Raw genomic sequence first — 26,089 nt, 5'->3', positions numbered from 1 at the left:
TTAGCTATCGACCACGATGTTTTGAGATTTTAGATGACTGCGCCCATCGTTATCCGCCCAGGTAAATGGGCCAACCGCCTCTTTGATGCCGGGTGGTCATGCGAGCTGCAACCCGAGCAAGCGATATTTCACCTTAAAAATGGCAAGGCTATAAGCGTCGAAACAGTCGTCATCGTGAATGGATCCATTCACTGGCACTGGTTGTTTTGGCGAACACTAACCGTCGAGACACAACATGGCCCATACAGCTTTACTGGCTTGTCTCCGGCTACGCTCAAGAAACTGGACGACGCGGCGAAAGCGTCCGTCATCGACAGATTCGACAGAATCAAGGCCGAGGTTTCGGCTTTGTACAATGACTATCGGCGCCTACTGCAAGGTACCTTTTATATTCGCGCGCATATGGCGAACCGCTTTTTATCTGGCCGTCGAACGGCTTTCGACAATGCAGCTGCTTGTGAAAGGCTCATAGAAGAGGCCACTTTCCTTAATGTCGATACGTCTTTTTCTGAAGCCATTGCAGCGCTCTCTCGGTTTAGAGAATCCCCTCTATCTTCTCTGCAGGCACGCAATGAGGAATTTGTTGAGTACGAACGGTCTTTGCCGGAACGGAAAGAGTTCTTGAAAAGAGCCGAAAAGAACGGTCTTACACCACAACAGCAGAGATCTATCATCTGCCATGAAGATAGAAACTTACTAGTCGCCTGCGCTGGGTCTGGTAAGACATCGACACTTGCCGCCAAAGCGGCCTACAGCATCGAGAAAAAGTATGTGACACCAAATGGTGTTCTAGCACTCGCATTCAACGCTGAGGCTGCGAGACAAATCTCCGAAAGGCTTTCTGATCGCTTCGGAATAAAGATTGATGCCAAGACCTTTCACAGCTTTGGCCGCAGCGTCATCGACGCCTGCGGTCTACCGGCTCGCCCCTATGCTCAGACTGACCGGCTTCTCATCAATATCGTCGCCGAGCTGAGGGCATCGAACCCGGCCTTTAATGCCAAGTGGCTTGAGTTTAAAGCCCTTTACTGGCTGGACGATCCAGAGGGAAATGATGGTGATTATGATGATCTTGTAAGGGCGCACGGCGCGGGCAGAGGTTCCGACAAGAATTGGACGGGTCTTCCAACTCTGAAAGGCGAACTTGTCGCCTCTTTCCAAGAACTCTCTATCGCCAACTGGCTCTATATAAACGGCATCCCTTACAAGTATGAGCAGCCTTATAGTGACCACCCTTTGCCGGCAGGCTGGTCGAAATACGAACCTGACTTTACATACGTATTAGCTGATGGGTCGCGTCTGTATCATGAGCATTTTGCCTTAGACTCCAAAGGAAACTCGCCATTCGGTGAGCGATATGTCGCCAGCGTCGCGGCAAAGCGCCGCCTGCACACCCAAAATAAGACGCCTCTTATCGAGACAAGCAGTGCACAAATATACGACGGCACTGTCTTTGCACATCTGGCAAACAGCCTCGCCCAACATGGCATCCAACCCAGGCCGATGTCATTGGTTGATCTCGATAATGAATTGAAATCTAAAAAACCTGACCCCGATCTTTTTAAGTTGCTATCGGCAATTCTGACACATGCCAAAGAATCTGGGGCGACACCGCAAAGGTTGCGCCAGAACGCCGTCTTCTTAAATAATAAGGCCCGCGCCCGCGCTTTTCTCGATATTCTCGACGTTGTCTGGGTGGCATATGAACAGAGGCTAAAGCAAACAGCCTCTATTGATTTTGCCGACATGATCCGTCAGGCCGCTGACCTTATAGATAGCAAAACCTATAAGCCTCTCTACAAACTCATTCTGGTCGACGAATTTCAAGATATCTCACCCGGCCGCAGCAGACTGATTCTCAGCTTGCTGAACGCACAGCCAGACGCCGTCTTGTTTGCAGTCGGTGATGACTGGCAAGCTATCAACCGGTTTGCTGGCTCCGATCTCTCCATCATGCGGAATTTCGAAGAGATCTATGGCCATACCAGCATAAATAAACTCGAAACAACCTTCCGCAGCAATCAAGGTATCAGTGAGGCCGCGCAAAAGTTTGTATCAAAGAATCCGCTACAAATTCGAAAGATCGTAAAATCGATCAATAAGAAAGTGCAGGCGACCATCGACATTATTCAGTATCAGAGATTGGAAGATCAGCTTGAAGTTGTTGAAAAGGCGCTTTCAGACCTATCCGAACAAAACCTCAGGATGGGTAAGATCGCAACAGTACTTTTAATCGGCCGTTATCAGTATAATAAGGTTGGCCCTTTCACCACAGATAGAGTTCTTGGATGGAAGCGCATCTATCCTGGTGTCAAAGTCCTTGAGAAGGAAGAAGGCAAACCCTTCTCTACCATTCACAGCACGAAGGGACTTGAAGCCGATACTGTGATCATCCACTCGCTACAGGCCGATTTCTATGGCTTTCCAAACGCGATGGAAGATGACCCTCTGCTACGATTGATCCGGGCCGATAAAGAAGCATTTCCAAACGCTGAGGAACGACGACTATTTTACGTTGCTCTAACGAGGGCGAAAAACAAAGCCATACTTCTATCATCAGAAGATAGACCTTCGCGGTTTGTGATCGAGCTCATTCGAGATGATCAACAAGCGGTCGTTACCTTTGGCGGATCCAGCAAGAAGCCCTCGACCTGCCCCTCATGCAAGAGGGGATTCTTGGTGCTGAAGAAAAACAAGTTCGGCCGCCAATTCTGGGGGTGCAATCAGTATCGCTTCATCAAATGTGATTACACAGAGACAGCTTTAGCTACCAACCGCTAAAGCGTGCCCCCCGCCTGTCAAACCTCGTCTCGACGCGCTGTGTCGGGTACACCGCAGCGTCTTATTTTCGCTTAGAAGATTGGACCGGCTTATAGACAAAGACATCGAGCAAAGCCGCACGTGCCCAAGCGATATCATTCCCAACAGCACGAGGGGCATTGTTAAACCAAGGCTGCTGCTCGACCCATTCCAACAAGGCCGGGTAATTCCCAACAGTATCAAGCGTGGTTGGCGCCATATTGGCTAGAAACGCCAAGCCGCGCATAGAGCCGTCATTGACAGAAACACCGCGGTCCGGCCGGGCGAGCGCAATAAAGCGGCTGGCGATGGCACCTGCAACACCATCTATATCAGTCAGCTCTCTAAAGGCTTTCTCTGCCCGCTTAGGAAAATTTGGTCCACTGTACTTTTGCAGATCCCGCAGAATGCCTCTAATTTTAAGGCGGCTATTTACTGCATGTTTCTTGTTAGAATGAAAGAAACCCAAAGCAATTCGACCCGACATTCGCCCCAAACACCCACGCGAGTAATCGTTATGGAGTGGCTGGCCCAGCATATAGCTGATGTCTTCTTGATCTAACGTGGCCCAATCCGTGTCACGTATAATCGTATTACACCGCTTGATTGTTGCTACCCACCCGCTCTGCCCAGTCACACCGATATTTACTTCAAGCTTCCAATGTCGGTGTAGAAATTTGATTGCCGCCTCATATTCTCGCCAACTCCAATCGCCCCTTGCCAATTCTTCCAATAACGGGTTGCTTGCTGAGGCTGGCGACTTGCGCTTGTTGAAACTTTCCGATTTATCCGAACCCGCCTTCTCGTCGGGCACGACAGGGGGCCGCTTCCAATCCGCAGCATAGGCCTGCAAGCACTCGTTGTTCGCCGCCGGCTTTTTCTGCCAGAGCTTCTCGAACAAGGCCGCAACCTCGCCCGCCTGGTCATCAATCTCAAGAACCGCCTCAGCGTTCTGCCCAAATGCTGATGCGGTCAAATTTGGGCTCCCGACCCATGCCGTAACCTTAGATTTTTTGTAGAAGATATAAATCTTCTTATGGAAGATGCCTTTCTTCGGGTCATCAGCCAGCTGAATAGCACCAAGCTTTGCCAATTTAAAAAGTGCTCTTGGATACGTAAAATTCCTTGAAGTCCCGACTATCGATCGCAGGGTCATCCCCGCCTTATGTCGTTGCTCGAGTAACGTGATAATATCGCAATCCGTTGCCCAAGCAACGGCGACATCAAGATGTCGGGATACGCTCAAATTCTCTTCAAAACACTGCCTGATTTTGTCGCTTGCAATGAGTCGCATAGCGCCCCCCATTTTTCTTGTATACGCCCCCTAGAACCGCAGTACTGACATTAGATGGCAAGGTATGTTTGTTGTCGGGCAATGCCTAATTAAGCCAGAACTGCTTCAAGCTTTTCTACAAGCCCTGCTCGCTTCTCAGGTGACAGCTTATCGAGATTCTGTTGTCGCCACTTGACGGCCGGCAAATCTGCGACACCCGCCAGGCCGAGCAGATCCCATCCAGGCTCACCACGCTCAAATGGGAGCAAAAATTCACGATGTTCTGTGGGCATATTGCCAACAACGTCTTGAATGAGCTGCGCACGTGCCGCTACTAGCTCATCAATAGAGACAGATTCTTCAGTCATAGCCGCCCAACGCATGGCCTTCGAATTCTTGCTCTTTGGCGGCAATATAGCCCTCGCCAATGGCAAGTAATGCCTCTCTGATTGTCACAATCCCCCACCCACCCTTTTACGCCGCCGTCTTACCGGAATTATACGCTAGAGCGTATAAAGTGATTTTATACGCTCTAGCGTATATACGACCGACATCGGCCCCAGTTTATCTACTCGCCAGTAGAGAACACGAAATAACTATCCGCCCCAGGTCCAATCCCAAGACTTTGGCTCTATGCGAAGGCCCTCTACTGGCCGTTACTACGGCGCCAGCCCCGCACCATCTCATCGCTGATATCGTTCTTATAGCAAAGCGGTGACGCACCGCCTGGCTTCGAGTAAGCGCTCCTGCGCCCACAATTTGTTCCGTTACGAGCTGTATTGTAGGGACACGGGCAACTACCGCTGTAACTCGCGATAGATTCTTGGATCATGTGCTCGCGCACTTGGTCATCGCTCAGGTTCGAGCGTGCCGGCGCCGTCATTGGCAATAGAAAAATTAGTAAGCTAAGAGCCAATAAAGCGTTTGCCCGCTTCATAGCATTCCTCACCCTTTGCGTTCTTTGCTCACCACGAAAATCTTACGGCTTCCTAATCTTGGTCTTTACCCTTTTGCTGGCGGCGGTCTCGATAAATTCGCAGCCCACGCCATCAACCAACTCGCCGGCGCTTTCAGCCAGCGCTTTTCGCTTGGCACGTGATAGATTTGGGAAAAGCTCTAGGCCCGAGCGCTCTTCGACATCGCTGATAGTGACGAGATTGTTGCAGTAATCGTCATTACGCTTGGCGTCTTGATGCATGATGAAAGCTGCCGACTTGAGTATGCCATTCTCATCAACCGCAACGACCTTCCAATAGCCGCTCGGCACCACATGCTGGCGTGTCGCATTTGGCAGCGACTTCATATCTTTTTCATAAAGCGGTCCAGTGACGACATAGACCGCAGCGATGCCTGCCGCTTTAGCCAAAGTACGCTCAGCCGATTCCAAACGCTCCCAAGGCCCCTGATTGAGTTCAGTGCCTTGCGGTGTGATGTTTGAAAGGAAATTCATCACCTTCCACGCCCCCTTACTGGGGTTTGCAGTAAACGATGCCAGCGGCGCCTGATGGCCGCGGTCAATCGTTAAGGCACCAGGAGCGCCCGTATAGTCATCGGGATGCAAGGTATCGCTAGCCGACAACTCCGGGGCTTGTTTCCAAGTCCTAGTCTGCGTTTTTCCAATGGTGCTTTTAGTGACCCTATAGGCCACCCAGTCGGCAAACTTGGTCGTTGGATTATTGCTAAGCGTGTAATAGGACGGTCGCGTCACCACTGAATTCTTCTGAGCCGCCCCCACCGGGCAAGTCTTGTAGCAGTTCTCGTCGGCAAAAGCCGCACCACTCGCCAGCAGAGATATGGCGACACCCGCAATGAAATGGCGCATCTTCACCCCCAGGGATAGATTGGTCTTTAGCTAAAATTATCGGCAAACTTCAGCGACAGAGACCGAGAACTCGCAGCGCTGCGACGATTTAAACCAATCTCGGTCTGGATGCGGCGTACACCCGCTATCTTCCAGTAACGCGCGTGAGCCGTTCTTATCGCAGATTAGGACCACACTTCCGGCCCCCTCTCTGTGCACGCGCACAAGATAGTCTCTAAATGGATGCACTAGAGATGGGTCTCTCTCCAGCGCCGCGCGCAACAGCCCGTCGCCGTCTTCAGATCTATATGATTGGCTTCTGGCTGCCGTGCTGACGGCACGCGATAGCTTGGTCACGGCCGACTTCAGCTCCGCTATTTCCCCCTCATCCTGGGCATGGCTGCAGCCAATGACGACAAGCAGTAGTGCAATAGCAGCGACAGCTATCTTCATGCCCACATCCCCAATTTTCCACTCGCGTCCCGGCCCGTGTCGAGATCCCATGGTTTTAGATTTTGAAGTTGGCCTTGGTCCCCATCGATCGCGGCATTGAGCCAAGACCACGCCGTTCGGACATTATTGATCGCCCGGTCAAATATGGCGTCATAGGACATGACCCCTTCTGGGGTCTTTAGGTTATCGATAAACTCTGATTTGACGTCTTTCGGGTAGGCCAAGCCATCGTTCTCGCCCGGCAGTACATGCCTCGCCAACGCCATGAATGATGTCTGTTCGGCAATATTGTCGACGATCAGGCCAAACCCTTTATGCCAAACTCGCGGATCTGGCTCATTTCCACCATATGATTCTGGGTAAACCGCTTCGAGCGCGCGCTTCCAGGCGTTCGTGATGACGCCATCCAATGCCCCGGTATTGTCGACGCATCCACGAATGCCATTGTTATCTAGATGGTCGGCCAGTTCTGGCGTTCCAATCTTTAGCCGGCGAAAGATATAAACATCCTGGTGCATCTCGCATATGCGGTGGTCTTTTTCGTTGCCTTTGTATTTACCGACTTTGAGCTCTACGACCGGGTGTATCGTCACGTCGCCGATAACGTGAGACATATAGCCAAGCAGCCAGGCAATCGTCTTTAACCTGTCATTACCTGACAGACCTTGAATTTGCTGCAGCACTTGGCGCGGCACGCCGTCGGTGCTGACGTAATGCATTTTATCAGCCCAGTCTTTGGCTTTTGGATACCAAGGGGCCAGATAGGGATAGTCTGGGCTCACTGCACCGAGCTCTGCGTACCGAAGATAGTAGCCAAGGGCCTCGTACACGTCTTCGCGGAATCCCAGCTGACGAATAGCGTTCTCATCTGCCGCAAGATTGACCAAGGTCATATGGGCATAAGCGCCTGGCATGATTATCCCCCGTTTTCGCCGAGCCTCTCAGCTCATCGAATGCCTTTGAGCAAAATTTTACCGATTGCCAGCGGCCACATCACCAGCGCCACCAGCATCCTTTTTGTCAGATGCGCCACCAGAAGAATCAGGCTTGCTAATGTTGCTACGAAAAGAACTCAGAAAGCGGTCGATAAGTGCAAAGAACACGTCGGTGGCATAACCGCCGATAAAGGCGAGAACGAAGGGCGTCGCTTGGAACGCCAATGAATTTAAAAATTCTGGGCTGATCAGCATGCCAATCATGGGGCCTGCGACAGAGCCTGTCACAACACGCGCGCCTGGCCGCAACTTTCGTATCGCCTCATTGCTATCGTCGCTGCGCAAGAACTGCACGATCGACAACAAGGCACCGAGCAGCCCATAGAAGAGCGGCAAAATGTATAAGCCGAGCACCTGGGTTATACTGCTGGCCACCCGGATATCTGCATGCTCAGAGGCGCCCGCTGAATCATACGACCCGGGTATGTATGACCACAACCAGTGTTTGTTGAACGAGTTCAAGGCAAGCGAAGCAGACTCAATCTGCGGGCTAACAAGATCACGCTTTTTTTGGATGGGCGCCAACAGATCTGCAGCGCTATCGTTGCTACCCCCTTTTGCGGCGGCCTGCACACGATAATACTCGTCATTCAGCTGTATGATCTGCTTTGTGTAGTCCTGGTGATCACGCAGCGTCGTTGTTCCGTTGAACCACAGTATTTGTATGAAAAGCAGACCAAAGAGTGTGGCGCCGGTGCTTACGTACCAGAACCACTTCTCTTGCAGCGCCCAGTCAGAGGCCGCCTGAACCTTTCCGATGATATTCATTGAGTCAGGCATTGTTTATCTGCCTTCTTGCCTTGCGGCGTCACACGGATCGAGAAACGGCAATCTGGTTTGCCAGAGCAACCCACCGGGTTGCCTTTTGCATCTGCGAGCGCGGCCACCCAAGTACCTGCCGAAACTGACTGACGGCAGCTGGCGGTACGGTAGGTAAAATAGCCGCGGCTATCAGCTTCACCGGCCAAAGCCTCAATCTTTCGATCATCTAGCTCTTCGAGATTTCTTACGAAATCTGGTATCTCGTCTGGGCCAGGGATACCCCCGCTCGTGCGATACCAGCGGTGCTGCAATGGCAAAAGCTTCTTTTGGCGCAACTCTGAAATGATGCTTTTCGCCACCCGTATCTCGGTCCAAAACCAGAGAGAGCCCGGCCCGGCTTGTTGCCCAGCGGCAAGTAAGGGATCGGCCTCGCGGCCTGCAACGCCGCCGGCAAACGCGGCTCGCGTTATCAGGAGCTCGTCAGCTGCAATCACCGGCAATGGAATGAGTGTAAGAACGCACAGAAGTGCTGCCTTACAAGAAATGGCACGCGTCATCCCCCGACTCCCCGCTTACCCACGGCAAGAGTCGTAGCACAATGGATGAGATTCAAAAGGAGATTAATTTCTGCGGTGAGTTGACTACGATCGTAGTCAACGGCCAGATGATTTATCAGTCTACTGCGCGACTTTCCGGCCTCATCTGACCAGTAGATTTTTCAGATTGGCCTCGGGCGGAGGCAAAATACTTGGTCAGTAGATTTTTCAGACACCGCGGCCAATAGAGAAACCAAGACCGATCGTGAAACCAGTATCAACTAGAGCGCCAGTTTGGCCCCAAGCCCGCCATCGACCATAAATTCTGACCCGGTCACATAAGCCGCGCGAGAACTCAGTAGAAACAGAATCATTTGCGCCACATCGGCGGGCCCACAGGGCTTCTCGATAGCAGCCGCGAGAGGCTGCGCCGATGCCCAGCGCTGCACCAGTGTGTCAATGCTGTCGCTCACGTCTGATGACACGACACGCGCCGCCGCCTCGCGCAGCATTGGTGTATCGACCACCCCGGGGCAGACGACATTGATGCGGATACCGTCCTTGGCATGATCGAGTGCCATCGCACGCGTCATGGCGTTCAATCCGCCCTTGGCGGCGATATAGGCAACGCCATTGGGTTTTCCACGCAGGGCCTGGATCGACGAGACCAGCACGACGGAACCGCCGCCACCCGCGGTCATCGTTGGTAACACCGCTTTGCAGGCGCGGAAGGCGCCGGAAAGATTGGTATCGATGACACGCAACCAGTCCGCCTCGCTAGCTGAAACCGCCGTGCCCGGCACCTGGATGCCGGCAGCGCAGACCAGATGATCGATCCGACCAGCACGGTGCATCACATCCTTCACTGCGGCTTCCAGCTTGGCCAGATTGCGCACATCGCCATCAAAACCCCAGACTCGGTCCGGATATCGGCTAGCAAGTTTTTCGACGGCAGATGCAATCTGGTTTGAGTCATGGCCCAGCAAGGCAACGCGCGCGCCCTCAATCAACAGGGCTTCCGCTGCACCAAGACCGATACCGCTTCCACCGCCCGTCACCACTGCAACGCGCCCGTTGAACTCCTGCATCTGTCACTCCAAAGTGAAGGGATGGTGGCCCGGATGGTCAAGACGGATTGTCTGAATTGTTCCCGTCTCGGCTTCGGTCACAAACAGGCGGCCTGGTTCGCGCCGCGAGAACGTCAGATTGGTTGGAATGAGGCCTTCAGCCGTCTGGATTCGGTCGATGGGTTCGCCGAGACGATCGTAGACGATCACACAGCCAGCCAACGCGTGGCAGACCAGCAGATTGCCGGCGGCATCCATCGCGAGTCCATCCGGCCCGCCACCCAGCGAGCCCGACATCTGCACGAAATGCCCGACCTTGCCGACACCGCCATCGGGACGCAGGATCACGCGCCAGATTGCATTGGCCTGCGTCACGGCGACATAGAGCAGGCGTTCATCCGGCGTCAGCACTAGGCCGTTCGGACTGGGAAAGCCGGCGGCAATCAACTCCAGCTCCCGGCCTTCGCGCCAGCGGAAGACCCGCCCGTAGGGCCGTAGGATGTCGGAATCGCCCTGGTCGGTGAAATAGACATCGCCATTCGCGGCAATGGTTACGTCGTTCGGGCCATGCAGAGGCGCGCCTTCAAAACTGTCAGCCAGCACTTCGCGCTGACCAGTTGCCAGATCGAGGCGCAGCAAGCCCCAGCGGTTGTCAGCTATCAGGCAATGGCCCTGCCGATCGAGCTTCAGGCCGGTGGGCCAGCCGTCATATTGATGCGCGACCTCCCAGGCGCCGTCGGGCGACAGCGTGAGAATCCGGCTGTTGGCGATATCGACGCACCAAAGCCAGCCCTTTTCATCGCAGTAGGGGCCTTCGAGGAAGCAGTCGGCCGCAGCGCCATTGCGCCGACGCTCCGCCCAGCCATTGTTCAGGATGGAACGGAAATTCCTTGGCAGGCATGCATGAAGGGAGAGTTGCTTCATGGCTGCATCATGCGGCCAGATCGCCACCCTGCACCAGTGCCGCGCCGCTGGCCGTGTCAAACAGGTAGAGTTCGCGCGACAGCAGCGTGAGCGACACGCGGTCGCCGATCGCCAGCGGCGTATCCGGTGCCGCCGCGCCACTCAGTTCGACGCCGCCGGCCTGCGCATAAAAGAACTGCTCGGTGCCGGCATGCTCCACCAGGCGCAACACCGCCTCGCATTGCGTAGCATCAGCGCGCTGGCCGATCTGCACGCCCTGCGGCCGGATGCCGAGCGTGACGGCGCGATCGTGGAACCTTGCCCAGCCGCTCAACGTCGATGGCAACGTCAGATCCAACCCCTCGGCCTTGAAAACGACCCCCCCGCCAGTCTGCACCACTGTGCCCGGCAGGTTGTTCATCTCGCGCTCGCCCATAAAATTGGCAACGAAGGCATTGGCCGGCCGGCGATAGATATCGGCCGGTGTGCCGCATTGCTGCAACCGGCCGCCCTGGTAGATGGCGATACGGTCCGACAGCGACATGGCCTCGCTCTGGTCGTGCGTGACATAGACAATGGTAGAGCGCAGCCGCTGGTGTAGCGCCTTGAGGTCGCGGCGCATCTTGAGCCGCAGCCGTGCATCTAGGTTGGACAACGGCTCGTCCAACAGAAACACTTTTGGATCGCGCACCATGGCGCGACCCAGTGCCACGCGCTGCTGCTGTCCGCCAGAGATTTCCTTTGGATAGCGCGCCAGCAGGTGACCGATGCCCAGCGTGTCCGCCACATCCTGCACTTTTGCCTTGATCGCAAGCCGGCTGAGATTGCGACCGCGTGCCTGCAGCGGAAAGGCGAGATTCTCGGCAATCGTCATATGTGGATAGAGCGCGTAATTTTGGAACACCATGGCGATGCCGCGCCGATCAGGCGACAGATACGTCACGTCGGTATCGCCGATCATGATGCTGCCGCTGTCGGCACTGATCAGCCCAGCCAGAATGTTGAGCGTCGTCGTCTTGCCCGAGCCCGAAGGCCCCAGCAGGGAAACGAACTCACCTGGCTGGATCGTCAGGTCGAGATCGGCAAGCGCAACGGTTTCGCCATATCGCTTGCCGATGCCACGAAACTCAATGGAAGCGCCACTACCTTCAATCATACCCCAATCACCCCTTGACGCTGCCATTGGTCATGCCGGCCATGAAATAGCGCTGCAGGACCACGAAGATCACCAACAGCGGGATTGTCGAAACCATGGATGCCGCCAGCAGCGGCCCCCATTCCCGGCCGTAGAAGCCGAGGAAATTGTAGATGCCAATGGGCAGCGTGCGCGTGTCTTCCGACGACAACAGCGTCACCGCGACGACGAAATCGTTCCAAGCGAACACCACCACGAACAGGCCGGCCGCGATCAGCCCGGGTCGCGACAGCGGCAACACCACCTTCCACAAGGCTTGGAACCGGCTGTAGCCATCCATCATCGCCGACCATTCCAGCTCGATTGGCAGGCTCTGGTAATAGGCAGCCAGGATCCAGATCACGATCGGCAGCTGATAGGCACTGTAGACCAAGATGAGGCCGACATGGGTGTTCACCAGGCCAATCTCGGCGATCAGCGTATAGGTCGGGATCAGCAGCGAGGCGACTGGGATACTCATGACAGCGATGATGGCGACGAGGACGGCGCGCTTGCCCGGGAACTCAAAACGCGCGAGGCCATAGGCCGCCAGCGCGCCGAGGCCGATGCACAGCGCGACGGTGCCGGCCGAAACCAGCAGGCTGTTTAGCAAGAAACCAAGCGCGCCGGCTTTGAAGATCGTCGCGTAATGCTCCAAAGTCACCGTGGCGGGCAACAGGCTGGGCGGGAAGGTCACGATGTCGCGCGCCGGCTTAAGTGATGTCATCAGGCCCCAGAAGATTGGGAACAGCGCCGCCACGACGATGACGGCAGAGACCAGGCCGCGCAGCAGGTGGCGCAGCGGGGCGGAGCGCAGCACGGCCATCACAGGCTCTGCCCTCCCCGTGTCTTGCGGAACACTGCGAGCAGCAGAATGACGGCGACGATATTGAACAGGCAGAGCACGATGGCCATGGCATTGGCCTTGCCAAGGTCGAAATCCTCGAAGCCAATGCGGAAAATCCGCAGCGCCAGGGTCTCGGTGGCATTGTTGGGCCCGCCGCCGGTCAGGATCAGCGGGAAGGTCAGCACATTTGCGAAATGCAGCAGCAGCCGAATCAACGTGATCAGGATGGCGGGACGCAGCAGTGGCAGCATGATGCGCCGGAAGATCATGAAAGAACCGGCGCCATCTATGCGCGCCGCCAGAATCAAGTTTGGCGGTATGCTGCGCAAGCCCGCCAGCAGCATCACCATGGCAAAAGCAGAATCGCGCCAGATGCCATTGGCGACCATGGCGGCCATCGCATAGTCGGGGTCGGCCAGGATGGTCGGGCTGGTGATATTGAACCAGGCGGCCGCCAGGGGCACCAGACCGGCATCGGTGGAGAAAATCCACTTCAGCAGCATGGAGCCGACCAGCATGGCAATCACATAGGGTAGCAACACGATGGTGCGCAGCAGGATGCTGCCACTGGTATCGCGGTTCAGGAACAGCGCAAGGCCAAACCCGACGGCGAAGGTGAGCGCCAGCGCCATTAGGCTGAAGCTACAAGTCACCAGGAAGGAGTTCAGAAACAGCCGGTGGCTGAGTACGTCGAGGTAATTCTGGACGCCGTTAAAGTCACCGAGCTGGTAATAGCGCACCCGATGCACGCTGTAAAATAGGCTGAGCGCAAGTGGGGCGAAGACGAAACCCGCTTCGAGAACCAGCGCCGGCAGAAGATATCGGTAGGCCTGGAAGGGCGTACGCTGTCCATCCATCATCACACACCAATCATCCTCTGCCGGTCACTCGCTCGAGTTAGCTTACTGCCGGCCGGCCGATGCGGCTTCGGCTTCGCGCAGGGCCGCCATCGGGTCGACATTGCCCAGCACCACGCGCTGCGTCGCCGTGTTTAGGTCGACGAAGGTGCGGGCGGCGTTGCATTCCGCCGGCAGCCAGACTTCGGCATCGGCCCACATCTGCGACAGCTGGCGCAGCGGGTCGTATTTGGCATCCTTGAAAACCGGCTTGTCAAAGACCGATTTGAACAGCGGCACCTGGCCGCCTGGCTCGGCCCAGATTTCCATGCCGTCCGGACCGGTCATGTAGGCAACGAATTTGGCCGCTGCCTCTTTCTGTTTCGAATCCTTAGAGATCGAGGCAAACCAACCTGACATGATCTGCGGGCCCGGCTTTTTGCCGTCCAGGCTCGGCCAGGGCAGCATGCCCAATTCCTTGCCATTCCAGGTGGCCTTTTCCATCACATTGCCGAAGCGGCCATTGCCACTGCTGGCGAGCGCGACCTTGCCGGCGATGAACTGCTCGATCACGTCGTCCAGCGTATAGGCGAAGCTTTCCTGGCTGGCGACCTTGTGCTTGCGGATCAGGTCGGCCTGCATGTTAAGCGCGCGCACGCCGTTTTCGTTGGCCAGCAGCGCGCTGCATTTGTCGCCGAACAGCTTGCCGCCCTGCGCCGCCGCCAGCGCATTGGCGCCAAACGACATGGTGGTCTTGTCGGTCGACAGATGCATGCCGACGCCCCACCGTTCTACATTCGGGCCGTTGCTGCGCTGCATCTTCGCCGCCGCCGCAGCCAGGTCGTCCCAGGTCTTGATGCCGGCCGGATCGATGCCGACCTCGCGCATCAGATCCTTGCGATAGAACAGCACGATCGACAGCGCCATGATCGGCACCGCCACCTGCTTGCCACCGGTCTTCACCCATTCATAAGCCTGCGGCAGCACCAGGTCCTGGCGCAGCGCCGGCGTCCATTTCGAGGTAATCAGCGGGCCGAGATCCTCTGCCACGCCTGAATTCACCAGTAGGCCCATATTCTCGCCGTTCACCCAGCCGATATCAGGCGCGCTGCGCGAGCGATGAGCCATCACGAATTTTTCCGCCAGTGTGAACCAGACCTGGCTTTCGACTTTGATTTTGATGCCCGGATTGGCGGTTTCGAACTTGTCGATGATTTGCTTGAGCGCGCGGTCGCGCGGTGTCTCGCTCGCCGGATTCAGGAAGGTCCACATCGTGACCGTCTGCGCCAATGCCGCGACTGGCGCCAGCAGCGCCCCTGCCATGGCCAGTACGGCCAGGCGAAGTTTTGATTTGGTCCTCATCTTAGGCACCCCTCCCCAGGGTTATGTTGGTTTTATCAGAAATGGCACGGTTCAAGGACTGTGCGGCCAAAGCCTCCTGCTTCTGTCGACAGTTTTAGAGGTCATTCGGCCGCCGCCTGCGGCCGGTTCGGATCCCAGCGACGCTGACGCGGCGGCATCGAAATCTCGCGGCCGGCGATAAAGGCAAAACGCTCCAGCGCGGCCGGCCCGGGCAGGGCGATACCGAGGCCGGGGCCCTGCGGCACTCTCACCGAGCCCTTCGCAAGATCCAGCGCCGGCACACAGAGGTCATCGCGCAGCGGGTTGTTGATCGAGGCATCCCATTCCAGGTGGCCGCGGATGTGGGTCGGCAGCGCCGCCGCATAATGCACGCCCGCCACGGTGCCGACGCCGACCACGGTGTGTGGCGCGACGGTGATATTGAAGGCGCTGGCCAGGGCTGCGATCTTCATACCTTCTGAAATGCCGCCGCATTTTGTGACGTCGGGCGTCAGGTAATCGACACCGCCGGCATCGATCAGGCTGCGCGCATTGAAGCGCGTGTAGACATTGCCGCCGGATGCGATCGGCACCGGCGAATTCTTGCGCAACCAGCCCATATCGGCATGGTGATAGGCGACGCTGAAATCGAATGGATCCTCGAGCCAGAAGGTGTTGTAGCGTTCCAGCCGGCGCGCCAGCTGCAGGCTTTCCGGCGGAGAATATGCGGAATTGGCGTCAATCATTATATCGACATGCGAACCGGCAGCCTCGCGGGTGACGGCTACCGCCTCGAGATCTGCATCGAGATTCAGGCCGCCGCGCACCTTCAGCGCCGTGAACCCATCGGCGACATAGCCGCGCACTTCCTCACGCAAGGATTTGGCATCCTGGAAACCGAGGCACATGCAGCCAACATAGGTCGGTATGCGCTTCACCCCGCCGCCGCCGAGCAGGTCGGCAATCGGACGGTTCAGGCGGCGCCCCATCAGATCCCACAGTGCGATATCGATGCCGGAGATCGCGGCGACCGCCGCCGAGCCGAGCTGGCCGGCGGAGAAGAACATCTCTTCCCACAGCAGCTGTATCTCGGAGGAATCGCGGCCGACCACGATATCGGCCAGATGCTCCTCGACGATCGAGGCCATCACTTTCGGCGAAAAGGCGTGATAGGCCTCGCCCATGCCGACCAGGCCATCCTCGGTCGTGACAAAGACCAAGCATTCATCCCGCTTGTGGCTGGTGCCATGCGCAGCAGTCCATCCGGCCGGCAACGGCTCAGAGATCAGTTTGCAGGCCACCTTGCTAATCCGACTCATATGCATCCTCCCGGGTACCGGCTTGTTGCCGAGTTTCTGTCGACAGATTTAGAATATGGTCGACAGTTATCTCTGTCAAGCGTAGGTTGTGCCTGGCGACGCGCTCGCCTGCACAGGGAGGATTCATGAAGCAAAGCAACAGATTCGCCGGCCAGGTAGCGGTGGTGACCGGCGGTGCGTCGGGCATTGGCCATGAGGTAGCGGGGCAATTAGCTGCCGAGGGCGCCCGGATCGTGGTCTGGGACCGGCAGCAATCCGACATTGGAGAAACCCGGCTACTCGACATCACCGATGCGGGTGATACGGCGCGTGCAGCCGAGGAGATTATGGAACGCCATGGCCGGCTCGACATCCTTGTCGCCAGCGCCGGCATCACCGGCCCGAATGCAACGACCTGGGATTATCCGGTAGCCGACTGGGCGAGCGTCATCCAAGTCAACTTGCTCGGCATGTTCCATTGCTGCCGTGCCGTGGTCCCCCCTATGCTGAAGGGCAATTACGGACGTATCGTCGCGCTCGCCTCGGTGGCGGGCAAGGAAGGCAACCCGAATGCGGGTGCCTACAGCGCGTCGAAAGCGGGGGTGATCGGCCTGATCAAATCGCTAGGCAAAGAGTTAGCGACCACTGGTGTTCGCGCCAACTGCCTGGCGCCGGCAGCAGTACGCACGCCGTTGTTCGCGCAGATGAAGCAGGAACATATCGATTATATGCTATCGAAAATTCCCATGGGCCGGTTTGGCGAACTCGATGAGATCTCTGCCATGGTCTGCTGGATGGCCAGCCCAGAATGCAGCTTCACCACCGGCGCGGTGTTCGACGCCACCGGCGGTCGCGCCACCTTTTGAACGGATCAACAATGGTCAGCCTGTTCGGCCAGCATTTTACCCGCATGGAATTGTTCCGCCGCATTGGGCGACTGGAACAGGTCGCTGGCATTATCCCCGGCAGCTATGACGATGGGCCAGAGCGGTCTGTGCGCTATCTCGACCTGCGCTCTGGTGGCGGCCTAGAAGCCCGAGTGATGGTGGATCGCGGTTTTGACATTGGCGAACTGCGCTTCAACGGCTTGCCGCTGTCCTGGCGGTCTGCCAACGGATTCCGCGCGCCAGGCCTGCATATCGCCGAAGAGGAAAAGGGCGCCGGGCTGTTGCGCAGTATGGATGGAATGATGGTGACCTGCGGTCTCGATCATGTCCGTGGTGCCGCTGAGGGACCGGCCAGCCATTTTGGGCCAAGACGCGAAAGCGCGCAGTACCCTCTGCATGGCCGCATCAGCCAGACTCCGGCACGTTTCCTAGGCCAGGGCGAAACCTGGGAGGGCGATGACTGCCGGTTCTACTGCGAAGGTGCAGTGCGCCAGAGCATGATGTATGGCGAAACCCTGGAGCTGCGGCGACGGATTGAAATGCCGCTCGGTGGCGCGACATTGACCATCATCGACCAGATCCGCAATGCCGGCTATCGCCCAACGCCGCATATGCAGCTTTATCACCTGAATTTCGGTTTCCCACTGCTCGATGCCGGCGCAGCCCTGCTGCTGCCGCCAGGCCGCGAGCCGCGCCCCGACACGCACACCGCTTTCTTAAGGCAGCAGGGACCGTTTGCAGAAGCGGTGGATGAGATTCTCGAAGTAAATCCCCTGCCCGGACCGAATGGCCGGGTCTCGGCAGCGCTGGTCAACGCGACGCTGGGCAGCGGTCTGGCGGTGCAGGTTGAGTATGACGCGAGCACCTTGCCCGCACTGCAGATCTGGCGCCATTTCGGCCCTGGCATGAATGTGCTGGCGATCGAACCTGCGACCAACCGCGCCGGGCCGCGGGCCGAGTTGGAACGGGGCGGACAGATTCGCTTTCTGGAACCTGGCGAGGAAATCGTCTATTGCCTAACACTGTCGGTCCATGCGGGTGCGGCCGCGCTGGAACAATTGTCCGGGCGGATCGGCAGCCCATGATTATGCGACCGCGCTAGATCTGAGATCCCAGCATGCTGCTTCAAGAAAAAGCCACCAGTGAACTGCGGCAAGCCATCATCTTTGGCACGCTAAAGCCAGGCGAGAAACTGAGCGAGCCGGAGCTTGCCCAGCATTTCCAGACCAGCCGTAGCCCGATCCGCGAAGCATTGGTACAGCTTGAGCAAGAAGGATTCGTCGAACGCAGCAGCACCGGCCGCGTCGCCGTACGGGCGCTGAATATCGAGGAGGCCGAGCAGCTTTTTATCGTGCGCGCCACGCTGGAGGGGCTGGCCACGCGGCTCGCCGTCGAGAACTTGACGCGGCGTGACACGCAGAAGCTAAAATCCAATATCGAAGGCATGCAGCAAGCTGGGGCCAAACGCGAATTCGGGGAAGCTCTAGAGCTCGGTGCGGATTTCCACCGCATCATCATCGAAGCCTGCAACAACAAACCACTGCAGGATTGCTTGGTCGGTTTCCGCGCTCGCACCAGTCGCTATCGTCATATCGTTGCCTCGCTCGAGGAATTCAGTGAGCAGCGAATCAACGAACACAATGCCATTCTCGCTGCACTATTAACCCAAAGCCCGCAGACCGCCGAACAAGCCATGATCAACCATATTCTTGTTTCATCCCGGGAGACGATCGCGGCTCTGAAGCGTTATCTGGAAAGCCCGGTCATAGCAAAGTCCTTACGAAACACCTGACGCCCTAATAAGCCACCTGATACAACCAAATCAGCGCCATTTCATTCAGTCGATTTTTCATTCTATATGCGCCGGTAGATTCTCCCGTACATCGATGTCTGCGCAATACTTCACGCGCTACTCGCCATGTTGCCGACGCCAGGCCCGCACCATTTCGTCACTGATATCGCTCTTGTAGCAAAGTTTCGACGCCCGCCTGGCTTTGAGTAGGCCCCACGTTTGCCGCAGCTCGCGCGGTTGCGCATAGTGTTATGGGGCATGGGAAAGAGCGGCTATAAGCATTGATCGAGGTCTGATTCATGCGCTCGCGCACTGACCGTCGCTCAAATTCGGCGCGCCATAACTTCTGCCTGAAGTCCGGTATTTTAAGCGCTCTATTTTTCTAATTGTCTCGAACGCGATAAGAATCTCAGTTCATATTCTGACGCCACTTGCGGTTTGGCAAATAGATAGCCTTGAGCCTCGTCGCAGTCCAGCGCCTTTAACATGTCGACATCCGCTTGCGTTTCCACGCCTTCAGCAACGACACGCAGGCCCAAATTGTGTGCCATTGATATGATTGACGCGACCACCGAGTGGGCCTCGCGGCTTTCACCCATCTGGCGCACAAACGAGCGATCAATTTTCAGAGCATGCACCGGCAGAGTGACAAGATAATTTAGTGACGAGTAACCCGTACCGAAATCATCGATATAGATTTTGCAGCCGAGCTGGCGCAAGCTATCGAGCACGCGCTTGGCGGTTTCCGGGTCATCCACCAGAGCGCTCTCTGTCAACTCGATCTCGATCAGGTTAGGTGCTACGCCCCAAGTTTCTAGCAAGGCCTGGAAGGTATCGAGAAAACGAGGGTCGTAGAGGTTGCTGGCTGAAAGGTTGACTGCCACTGGCAGCACCACCCCATTATTCTTGGCCCAACTGTGTTGCTGCCGGCTTGCAAGCGCGATCACTAACTCAGTCATAGAGCGAATCAGGCCTGTTTCTTCAGCGAGCGGTACAAACTTCACTGGCGGCAAGAACCCACGCTTGGGATGATTCCAGCGAATCAGCGCTTCGGCCCCGCTTAAAGCACCGGTCTGCAGGTCGATCTTGGGCTGATAATGTAACTCGAGCTCGCGATTTGTAATTGCCGTGCGCAATTCGGCGGCAATAGCCAGGCGTTCGGGATTTTCGCGCTCAGTGGCACCCTCATAGACAAAAATCCCGGCATCCTTGCGTGCGCCACCACGTGCTGCAATCGCTGCACGCCGCAACAGCGCATCGGCATCGTCGCCGTGGCCAGGGAAATAACTGATGCCGATCGACGCGGCGATATCGAGTTCGGCTTCCGCCACGATGACGCGTTCTTGGAACACGCCCAACGCCGTGCGCGCCATCCGCATCGTCTGCTCAGGGCTCACATGGTCGACTGCCAGACCAAATTCATTGGGGGCCAGCCGCGTCAGATATGGCTTGATCTCTGAGATCGCCGATAAGCGCTCCGCGATCTGTTGCACCGCCGAAAGACTAGGATTGTAGCCGAACCCATCGAATATCTCCTGCAGGCGCGGCATATGGATCACCATAATAGCCAGCGGCTCATTGCGCTCAGTGGCGACTTGAATCCGTTCGGCCAGACTCCGCAGGAAAGATACTCGATTGGGCAGACCGGTATAGCGGTCATGAGTAAGCGCATACTCGACAAGCCGCTCATGCTCTTTCTGCTTTACTGCCGCGCGCGCAATCTGGATACCAAACGAAAGATCCGCCGCCATTTCGTCGAGCAGGCAGACTTCCGCCTCATCGAAAGCATCCTCTTCGGCCGCGACCAGCGTGAATGTGCCTATGATGTCACCATCGACTTTCAGTGGCAGCGAGATGATAGAGCCAAACTGCCGTTTCAACGCTTCTTTGCGCCAAGGCTCAAAGCGAGGGTCATTTCCCATACTGCGCAGAATATTCGGCGTGGCATCACGGATCGCCATGCCTACTGAGCCACGCCCGCGCTCTGTATCGGCCCAAGTCAGGCGCAGCGAGTCTATAAAGCCGCGATCATCGCCATAGCGGGCAACAGTATCGACAGTCTTGTCTTTATCGTGGCGCATGTAATTCACAAAGGCGAGCCGATAGCCGCCCTGTGTGACAGCGACGTTGCACATTGCTTCTAGAAGTGAAATTTCATCAGGCTCGCGCAAAAGTGTGCGGTTCCCAGCACTGAGCGTGCGAAAAGCTCGCGTAAGGCGATGCCCATAATGGGCAAGCTCATCCAACTTAGCAGCCAGCCGACCGATAATCTGGTTGCCATGACTGATTTCAGTTCGCACAGTCCAATCGCCCTGCCCAATCTTATCAGCCGCCGTAACTAACTGGCCAATGGGATGGATGATCAGGCGACGGGCGCCAATCCATCCAAGCAGCGCCGTCACCAGCACAGTGGCAATGAGCGCAATTAGCCCGGCCTGCAGCGCCATCTGGCTTGCCATTTGCACTTCGGCCGATGGAATACCGACGCGAACATACAGGCCAGCACCCGGCACTTGGGCGTAGGCAATGATGCGCGCCACGCCATCAAGGCCTGCCGAGTCTACAAAGCCTTGTGGCTGCCCTGTGACGGTCGCGCGGAAGGATGCTGCCTCGAGAATTTCGCGTCCGACGAACTGCTCAGGATTAGGCATGCGAGCGAGCACCCGGCCATTAGCATCCGACAAGCTGACGATGGCATTCTGTGGTAGGCGCAGGCTGTTCAGGAGCGCCTGGGCCCATTTTATATCAAGCGCGGCGATCAGGACAGCACGCGGGAAATTGTCCTGCATTACTGGCTGGGCAGCGACGATAGCCCAGCGCTTGGACGAACGCGTCAAAAAGACGTCGCTAAGCGAAAAATCACGACTGGCGACTGCTGTTTTGAAGTAGTCGCGATCAAGCACTGATAGGTTGATATTCGCGGCGTCTGCCGCGCATGTGATGTTACCAGCGAGGTCGGCGACGGCCAGCTGGAAATATTGCTGATCGAAGCGCTGGAGACTTTGCAGGTGCGAGCTACAGTCGGCCTCGATAAGGTAAGGCGATTCTCTACTGAGCTGCGTTAGCTGCGCGCGCACCTTTTCCAGCGTCTGTCCTTGCTGGATGGCAATGGACTGCGCGAGGATCATAGCCTCGGATCGGATATGCTCTAACTCTTGAACCCGACGGGTATCGGCCAAGTGCAGCGCCAATAGAAACGACGGCAGACAGATCAGTGCGATCAAAGCACCAAGACGGAGCGACAGGGCATACGTCCCAGTTCTGGACATCGCTTCCTCCCATTGCGTTCACGTGAGTGACTCAATTAAGGACATCCAACCACAGCTAGGCCGTAGTTTGCAAAATTCCTAATTATTCGCGGTAAACTAATATTTCTGAATCAAGGAATTCATAAAAGTGTATGCAGATAGTCAGTATCCGGCTAGGTCGCAGTATCAGGTCGGCCTCCGAGCGCCGGCCTTAGTGAAACAGACACCGTTTCCAGCCGCTGGCCACTCCGTAGATTCTCACTCCGTAGATTTTTTTAGATTCGGCCACGATCGTGAGATGAAGGCCTAGGCCTCATTATAGATTGGCACGCGCGCAGCATGGGCTTCGACTGCCTCAATGACCTTCTTCGCAAGTGGAAAATGCGTCTTCTCAGCCTCCCAGATGTCTCTAAAGCGGCGCACTGTATCAAGAGCCGTGCCCACAACGATCTTCTCTGGCAAAAGCGCTTTAGAAGCAAGATGCGCAATCTCATCTTTTGAGACCTCATACATCCGCTTTGTACGCGAGTACTTTAAGGCTGCTGTCTCGTCTTGCAGATATGGAATGGTCGACAAAAAATCATAAGCTGGCGCCAACCTCGGCGTCTTTTTGTTGGGGTATATCAACGACCAGTTCTTCAAGTGCATATCAGCATTGCCGATTAGCGTATTAAAAATTATGCGACGTACATATTCGACGATACCGTCTTCGCCCGTCTCAATCCCAAGCACTTTTGCTATAGAGCGATAACTACCTGCTGTGTATTTGTCGGCAGGCCATTTGCTAAAGACTTGTGCAAAATCTTCGATATGAACTGACCCGCCTGGACTGCGATCAAACCGCTTTACAGCCAATGCCTGGCCGCGTAGTTCCCCAATGCCATCTGGCAAGCCATCTACATCTTCTAGGTCTATGAGCTGTATATCGGGTACGTCCATCCCCATGCGACCCGCGATACTCATCATTGCGTACTCGTTCTCTGGCACACCTGAGAACTGCTGTGATGGCATCTTTACAATCCAAGACCCCCCAGCCCCCTCGGCTGGTATGGTCAAGCCAACACCTTTTCCCTCATTCCGAATGGCTGAGAATTTGAGCTGTACGCCGGCTAGCGAGAAGCGCAACGCTCTATTATGACCGTGCGCATGGGCCTCATTGGCCTCTGGCGGTAACTCCTCGCCATCCACAGGCTTGATCGATATAGCCCCAGGCAAATCTTTGCCAAGCATCCAAAGCAAGAAGAATTCGCGCTCTTGATGAACACTAGCACGGTCCGCCAGATAGCTCCGTAGCGGACCTTCAGGCAGTAGATTTGAGAAAAATGGCGGTAACACGCGTTGCGTTGGTGCATGATTTGTTATTAGTCCGCCAAACTGATCTTTGAATGAAAGACTGAGCGTTGCTCGCTCGCTGTCATCAACATAGTCTTGATTAAAGGCGAAGAGTGTTCGACCACCCTGAACAAGTGTTAATGTTGCTATTGGGTGGTCATGTAAGAGTACATTGAGGACAGAGACATTAGGCATCTTCATCCCCATCATCTGCGCTATAAGCCGGCCGCGGCTCTTCTGTACGAGGATGTGCTATACGATTGCGGAGCGCTCTGAGCGCTAGAAGTGATTTTTTGAAGAACTTGTCAGACGTCCTCGTTGATTGGCCTTCGAATGCATCGAGAATACTTCGAAACTCTTTAAGGTCTTTCTGGTTGAGCGGTGCGTTTTGAAGAAACTCAACCAAATGCTTTATTTCGACGATATCGCCTGAAATACCTTTTCGACCTTGGTAATCACTGAGCACGCGCTCGATGCGGAGAATATCCCTCGTCGGCAGATAGCCCACCGTGAGTGCCACTTCATTTTCTCTATCGATCGCCTCTACAGCCGGCACAAGCTTACGCGGTACCAGAACCAATTCGAGATCAAGCGCTCTCGCCATTTGGAGAAAGCTCGAAAGACCAGGGTCAAGGGAACCGGTTTCGATTTGCGAGATATGGCTTTGCGTGAGGCCAGATCGCTCGCTGAGCGCGCGTTGGCTAATCTTCGCGGCAACGCGCTTATCTCGAAATCTCTTAATGAGATCTTCTCTGACATAGCCCATGATGCATTATCCTATATCAGTATAGGCATTTGATATAAATTAGCATATCGCGTCAGTATATTGATTGGTAATTATTCATTTATCTAATCATTTTAGACGTTTGATATACTACGTTGAATTATATGAAGCGCTGCGGGTCTTCTCAAGAGCCTACTTTCATGGGTTTTTTTACCTACTTTTGCCAGTTCTAGGGCATAAGTACCTAGATTCATGGGCTTTAATAAAATGCCAAATGTCACTATTTTTAGTGACAGGAGGCAGATATGCGCCCAACACCTCAAACGCCGACCGACCTGCCCGGCAGCATCCCCAACCTGGCTGACGCTGGTGAGCGCCTACGTCTCACACCCGCCGCCGTGCGCGGCGTCGTGACCCTGGCCGATATTTGGGGCCTGGGCGCGACCGAAGCGTCAGCCCTGCTGGGCGATGTCTCAGAGCGCAGCTGGTTTCGCCTGAAGAAGGGCGCGAGCACCGAGCCGCTACCCCAAGACGTCCTGATGCGCATTAGCCTCCTGGTGGGCATTTTTAAGGGCTTACGCTTGCTGTTTTCTGAGTCACTCGCCGATGACTGGGTGCGCCTGCCAAACCAAGGGGCGATCTTTGGTGGTGAGAGCCCGCTTGATCTCATGTTACGAGGGGGCATCCCAGCCATGATACGGGTGCGCCAGCATGTCGACGCCCTGCGAGGCGGGCTTTGAGCATACCGGTTACCAATGTTGCTGAGCCTAACACCGTCCGCTTGGTCCCCAGCGGCCGCCTCAAGCCGCCTGCGCTCTCGGCCCTGGTCTCGACCCACGGTGATCTGAGCGACCTGGCCGAGCTCGAAAGCGCCACCAATGAGCGCCTGATCGCTGAGACCTCTGGGATGCCTGAACTCAGGCGCGAAGATTTAATCTTCAGCCGCCCTTATCGCACCTTCATCAATGCTTCATTTGCCCATACCCGGCCAGGCGGTAACCGGTTCAATTCAGAGCACAGGGGTGCCTGGTATTGCGCCTTTGAGATTGATACATCCCTGGCCGAAGTCGCCTTTCATCTGACGCGTGAGCTCACCAATATTGGCCGTTACGAGAACCAGACTGACTACACCGAGCTGTTTGCGGGTTTTATCGGCCCCTTCCATGATCTCCGCAGGGCCAAGGGCCAGTCTTGCCTTGATCCTAACCCAGCTGTGGGCTACCCGGCCGGTCAGACCTTGGCTGGCACCATTATCGCGCAAGGGGGCAACGGACTGCTCTACCCCTCTGTGCGACACGCCAAGGGCACCTGCCTTGTCGCCTTCCACCCCCACCTAGTTCAAGACGTTCGCCAGGGTGCTGTCTGGCGGCTCATCTGGGCGGGCTCGCCCAAACCATCGATGACCCAATTATGAGTGCTGCCCCCAATCAGATTGAGATCCTGCAGGAGCTATTGCAGGCCGATGATGAGCGTATGCGCATCTTGCGCCACGTGTCTTACCTTGCCTTACCTGACTGCTGGGTCGGCGCTGGCTTCGTGCGCAGCCTGGTCTGGGATCATGGTCATGGGCTAAAGCCACAGCCCCCAGCTGGCGATGTCGATGTTGTGTGGTTCGGGCCAGAAACCGGCACACAAGATGCCGATCGGCTTTTTGAAGCACAATTACGCCATCGAGCCCCGACAGTTCTGTGGTCCGTCAAAAACCAGGGCCGTATGCACAAGGTCAATAACGACAAGCCATACACCTCGACAGCCCTCGCGATGCAGCATTGGCCTGAAACAGCAACAGCGGTAGGTGTGCGCCTGGGCAAAGACCGCGTTGAGATCCTGGCCCCCTTCGGGCTGAATGACCTCTTCGATATGATTGTTCGTCCCACACCTGCATTTGAAGGGCGTCAATCGGTCATTGTCGAGCGGATACACAATAAGCGCTGGCTTGAGCGGTGGCCAAAACTCAAAGTGCAACTCACCAACCATTAACAAGATATAATGGCGGGCCCAGAGCTGACAGAACTAGGCCC

23 protein-coding genes are annotated in these 26,089 nt (G+C 56.1%); 7 read left to right on the top strand and 16 right to left on the bottom strand.

Annotation, left to right across the window (positions count from 1 at the left end; genetic code table 11):
* Nucleotides 1-33: 33 nt before the first annotated feature.
* Entirely contained in the window at nt 34-2,781 is a 2,748-nt protein-coding gene (locus tag CTR53_RS07135; protein WP_290810528.1) for a UvrD-helicase domain-containing protein, read from the top strand.
* Between the two features lie 61 nt (nt 2,782-2,842).
* Here the strand turns inward: CTR53_RS07135 and CTR53_RS07130 are convergent, their stop codons facing one another.
* From CTR53_RS07130 to CTR53_RS07070, 13 genes are all read right to left on the bottom strand, one after another.
* The gene (locus CTR53_RS07130) at nt 2,843-4,093 is read right to left on the bottom strand and encodes a phospholipase D family protein (protein WP_290810525.1); all 1,251 of its coding nucleotides are present in this window, start codon (nt 4,091-4,093) and stop codon (nt 2,843-2,845) included.
* Nucleotides 4,094-4,182: 89 nt separating this feature from the next.
* Nucleotides 4,183-4,440, bottom strand: coding sequence for a hypothetical protein (locus CTR53_RS07125; RefSeq protein ID WP_290810522.1), 258 nt, complete (start codon nt 4,438-4,440; stop codon nt 4,183-4,185).
* Between the two features lie 611 nt (nt 4,441-5,051).
* Nucleotides 5,052-5,894, bottom strand: coding sequence for a DNA/RNA non-specific endonuclease (locus tag CTR53_RS07120; protein ID WP_290810519.1), 843 nt, complete (start codon nt 5,892-5,894; stop codon nt 5,052-5,054).
* 428 nt (nt 5,895-6,322) lie between these two features.
* Nucleotides 6,323-7,240 carry a zinc dependent phospholipase C family protein gene (locus tag CTR53_RS07115; RefSeq protein WP_290810517.1) on the bottom strand — a complete coding sequence of 306 codons (918 nt, stop codon included), beginning with the start codon at nt 7,238-7,240 and terminating at the stop codon, nt 6,323-6,325.
* A 57-nt stretch (nt 7,241-7,297) separates the two neighbouring features.
* Nucleotides 7,298-8,101: a hypothetical protein gene (locus tag CTR53_RS07110; RefSeq protein WP_290810514.1), complete on the bottom strand. Its 804-nt coding sequence runs from the start codon at nt 8,099-8,101 to the stop codon at nt 7,298-7,300.
* Nucleotides 8,086-8,640, bottom strand: a complete 555-nt coding sequence (locus tag CTR53_RS07105; RefSeq protein ID WP_290810511.1) for a hypothetical protein — start codon at nt 8,638-8,640, stop codon at nt 8,086-8,088. The genes CTR53_RS07110 and CTR53_RS07105 overlap by 16 nt, the downstream gene beginning before the upstream one ends.
* A 260-nt stretch (nt 8,641-8,900) precedes the next feature.
* Complete coding sequence (locus CTR53_RS07100) at nt 8,901-9,707, bottom strand: SDR family NAD(P)-dependent oxidoreductase (protein ID WP_290810508.1); 807 nt, start codon at nt 9,705-9,707, stop codon at nt 8,901-8,903.
* Nucleotides 9,708-9,710: 3 nt separating this feature from the next.
* Complete coding sequence (locus CTR53_RS07095) at nt 9,711-10,610, bottom strand: SMP-30/gluconolactonase/LRE family protein (RefSeq protein ID WP_290810505.1); 900 nt, start codon at nt 10,608-10,610, stop codon at nt 9,711-9,713.
* 7 nt (nt 10,611-10,617) lie between these two features.
* Nucleotides 10,618-11,745, bottom strand: a complete 1,128-nt coding sequence (locus tag CTR53_RS07090; RefSeq protein WP_290810503.1) for an ABC transporter ATP-binding protein — start codon at nt 11,743-11,745, stop codon at nt 10,618-10,620.
* Between the two features lie 7 nt (nt 11,746-11,752).
* A complete protein-coding gene (locus CTR53_RS07085; protein WP_290810501.1) occupies nt 11,753-12,589 on the bottom strand; it encodes a carbohydrate ABC transporter permease in 837 nt (278 codons plus the stop codon).
* Nucleotides 12,589-13,470, bottom strand: a complete 882-nt coding sequence (locus CTR53_RS07080) for a carbohydrate ABC transporter permease (RefSeq protein ID WP_290810498.1) — start codon at nt 13,468-13,470, stop codon at nt 12,589-12,591. The genes CTR53_RS07085 and CTR53_RS07080 overlap by 1 nt, the downstream gene beginning before the upstream one ends.
* Before the next feature lie 42 nt (nt 13,471-13,512).
* Nucleotides 13,513-14,808: an extracellular solute-binding protein gene (locus CTR53_RS07075; RefSeq protein ID WP_290810495.1), complete on the bottom strand. Its 1,296-nt coding sequence runs from the start codon at nt 14,806-14,808 to the stop codon at nt 13,513-13,515.
* Nucleotides 14,809-14,909: 101 nt separating this feature from the next.
* Complete coding sequence (locus CTR53_RS07070; protein ID WP_290810492.1) at nt 14,910-16,106, bottom strand: mandelate racemase/muconate lactonizing enzyme family protein; 1,197 nt, start codon at nt 16,104-16,106, stop codon at nt 14,910-14,912.
* Between the two features lie 125 nt (nt 16,107-16,231).
* Here CTR53_RS07070 and CTR53_RS07065 point away from each other — a divergent pair, with 125 nt between their 5' ends.
* The 3 genes from CTR53_RS07065 to CTR53_RS07055 are packed head-to-tail and all read left to right on the top strand — an operon-like array spanning nt 16,232 to nt 18,764.
* On the top strand, nt 16,232-16,951 hold the full coding sequence (locus CTR53_RS07065; protein ID WP_290810489.1) for an SDR family NAD(P)-dependent oxidoreductase: 720 nt from the start codon (nt 16,232-16,234) through the stop codon (nt 16,949-16,951).
* Nucleotides 16,952-16,962: 11 nt separating this feature from the next.
* Entirely contained in the window at nt 16,963-18,057 is a 1,095-nt protein-coding gene (locus tag CTR53_RS07060) for an aldose 1-epimerase family protein (protein WP_290810486.1), read from the top strand.
* Between the two features lie 32 nt (nt 18,058-18,089).
* A complete protein-coding gene (locus CTR53_RS07055; protein ID WP_290810483.1) occupies nt 18,090-18,764 on the top strand; it encodes a GntR family transcriptional regulator in 675 nt (224 codons plus the stop codon).
* A gap of 374 nt (nt 18,765-19,138) precedes the next feature.
* On the opposite strand, the gene CTR53_RS07050 is transcribed toward CTR53_RS07055, so the two are convergent.
* The 3 genes from CTR53_RS07050 to CTR53_RS07040 all read right to left on the bottom strand — a co-directional run bounded on the left by CTR53_RS07050 (nt 19,139) and on the right by CTR53_RS07040 (nt 24,110).
* On the bottom strand, nt 19,139-22,033 hold the full coding sequence (locus CTR53_RS07050) for an EAL domain-containing protein (RefSeq protein WP_290810480.1): 2,895 nt from the start codon (nt 22,031-22,033) through the stop codon (nt 19,139-19,141).
* 285 nt (nt 22,034-22,318) lie between these two features.
* Nucleotides 22,319-23,539: a type II toxin-antitoxin system HipA family toxin gene (locus tag CTR53_RS07045; protein WP_367158955.1), complete on the bottom strand. Its 1,221-nt coding sequence runs from the start codon at nt 23,537-23,539 to the stop codon at nt 22,319-22,321.
* A complete protein-coding gene (locus tag CTR53_RS07040) occupies nt 23,532-24,110 on the bottom strand; it encodes a helix-turn-helix transcriptional regulator (RefSeq protein ID WP_290810465.1) in 579 nt (192 codons plus the stop codon). The genes CTR53_RS07045 and CTR53_RS07040 overlap by 8 nt, the downstream gene beginning before the upstream one ends.
* Before the next feature lie 263 nt (nt 24,111-24,373).
* Here CTR53_RS07040 and CTR53_RS07035 point away from each other — a divergent pair, with 263 nt between their 5' ends.
* The 3 genes from CTR53_RS07035 to CTR53_RS07025 are packed head-to-tail and all read left to right on the top strand — an operon-like array spanning nt 24,374 to nt 26,048.
* Nucleotides 24,374-24,808, top strand: coding sequence for an MbcA/ParS/Xre antitoxin family protein (locus CTR53_RS07035; protein WP_290810463.1), 435 nt, complete (start codon nt 24,374-24,376; stop codon nt 24,806-24,808).
* Nucleotides 24,805-25,482, top strand: a complete 678-nt coding sequence (locus tag CTR53_RS07030) for an RES family NAD+ phosphorylase (RefSeq protein WP_290810460.1) — start codon at nt 24,805-24,807, stop codon at nt 25,480-25,482. The genes CTR53_RS07035 and CTR53_RS07030 overlap by 4 nt, the downstream gene beginning before the upstream one ends.
* Nucleotides 25,479-26,048, top strand: a complete 570-nt coding sequence (locus CTR53_RS07025) for a nucleotidyltransferase family protein (RefSeq protein WP_290810457.1) — start codon at nt 25,479-25,481, stop codon at nt 26,046-26,048. The genes CTR53_RS07030 and CTR53_RS07025 overlap by 4 nt, the downstream gene beginning before the upstream one ends.
* The last annotated feature ends 41 nt before the right edge of the window (nt 26,049-26,089 follow it).

Source organism: Ferrovibrio sp., assembly GCF_002796975.1.
Taxonomy (GTDB): domain Bacteria; phylum Pseudomonadota; class Alphaproteobacteria; order Ferrovibrionales; family Ferrovibrionaceae; genus Ferrovibrio.
The sequence above is the reverse complement of the archived record's forward strand: the minus strand, read 5'-3'. Positions and strand labels throughout refer to the sequence as shown.

Excerpts from the sequence above, each read along its gene's own strand:
- CTR53_RS07080 (WP_290810498.1), bottom strand. The coding sequence starts at position 13,470 with ATGATGGATGGACAGCGTACGCCCTTCCAGGCCTACCGATATCTTCTG.
- CTR53_RS07075 (WP_290810495.1), bottom strand. The coding sequence starts at position 14,808 with ATGAGGACCAAATCAAAACTTCGCCTGGCCGTACTGGCCATGGCAGGG.
- CTR53_RS07135 (WP_290810528.1), top strand. The coding sequence starts at position 34 with ATGACTGCGCCCATCGTTATCCGCCCAGGTAAATGGGCCAACCGCCTC.
- CTR53_RS07130 (WP_290810525.1), bottom strand. The coding sequence starts at position 4,093 with ATGCGACTCATTGCAAGCGACAAAATCAGGCAGTGTTTTGAAGAGAAT.
- CTR53_RS07065 (WP_290810489.1), top strand. The coding sequence starts at position 16,232 with ATGAAGCAAAGCAACAGATTCGCCGGCCAGGTAGCGGTGGTGACCGGC.
- CTR53_RS07090 (WP_290810503.1), bottom strand. The coding sequence starts at position 11,745 with ATGATTGAAGGTAGTGGCGCTTCCATTGAGTTTCGTGGCATCGGCAAG.
- CTR53_RS07060 (WP_290810486.1), top strand. The coding sequence starts at position 16,963 with ATGGTCAGCCTGTTCGGCCAGCATTTTACCCGCATGGAATTGTTCCGC.
- CTR53_RS07040 (WP_290810465.1), bottom strand. The coding sequence starts at position 24,110 with ATGGGCTATGTCAGAGAAGATCTCATTAAGAGATTTCGAGATAAGCGC.
- CTR53_RS07110 (WP_290810514.1), bottom strand. The coding sequence starts at position 8,101 with ATGCCTGACTCAATGAATATCATCGGAAAGGTTCAGGCGGCCTCTGAC.
- CTR53_RS07120 (WP_290810519.1), bottom strand. The coding sequence starts at position 5,894 with ATGCGCCATTTCATTGCGGGTGTCGCCATATCTCTGCTGGCGAGTGGT.
- CTR53_RS07045 (WP_367158955.1), bottom strand. The coding sequence starts at position 23,539 with ATGCCTAATGTCTCTGTCCTCAATGTACTCTTACATGACCACCCAATA.
- CTR53_RS07100 (WP_290810508.1), bottom strand. The coding sequence starts at position 9,707 with ATGCAGGAGTTCAACGGGCGCGTTGCAGTGGTGACGGGCGGTGGAAGC.
- CTR53_RS07125 (WP_290810522.1), bottom strand. The coding sequence starts at position 4,440 with ATGACTGAAGAATCTGTCTCTATTGATGAGCTAGTAGCGGCACGTGCG.
- CTR53_RS07050 (WP_290810480.1), bottom strand. The coding sequence starts at position 22,033 with ATGTCCAGAACTGGGACGTATGCCCTGTCGCTCCGTCTTGGTGCTTTG.
- CTR53_RS07105 (WP_290810511.1), bottom strand. The coding sequence starts at position 8,640 with ATGACGCGTGCCATTTCTTGTAAGGCAGCACTTCTGTGCGTTCTTACA.
- CTR53_RS07035 (WP_290810463.1), top strand. The coding sequence starts at position 24,374 with ATGCGCCCAACACCTCAAACGCCGACCGACCTGCCCGGCAGCATCCCC.
- CTR53_RS07115 (WP_290810517.1), bottom strand. The coding sequence starts at position 7,240 with ATGCCAGGCGCTTATGCCCATATGACCTTGGTCAATCTTGCGGCAGAT.
- CTR53_RS07055 (WP_290810483.1), top strand. The coding sequence starts at position 18,090 with ATGCTGCTTCAAGAAAAAGCCACCAGTGAACTGCGGCAAGCCATCATC.
- CTR53_RS07070 (WP_290810492.1), bottom strand. The coding sequence starts at position 16,106 with ATGAGTCGGATTAGCAAGGTGGCCTGCAAACTGATCTCTGAGCCGTTG.
- CTR53_RS07095 (WP_290810505.1), bottom strand. The coding sequence starts at position 10,610 with ATGAAGCAACTCTCCCTTCATGCATGCCTGCCAAGGAATTTCCGTTCC.
- CTR53_RS07085 (WP_290810501.1), bottom strand. The coding sequence starts at position 12,589 with ATGGCCGTGCTGCGCTCCGCCCCGCTGCGCCACCTGCTGCGCGGCCTG.
- CTR53_RS07025 (WP_290810457.1), top strand. The coding sequence starts at position 25,479 with ATGAGTGCTGCCCCCAATCAGATTGAGATCCTGCAGGAGCTATTGCAG.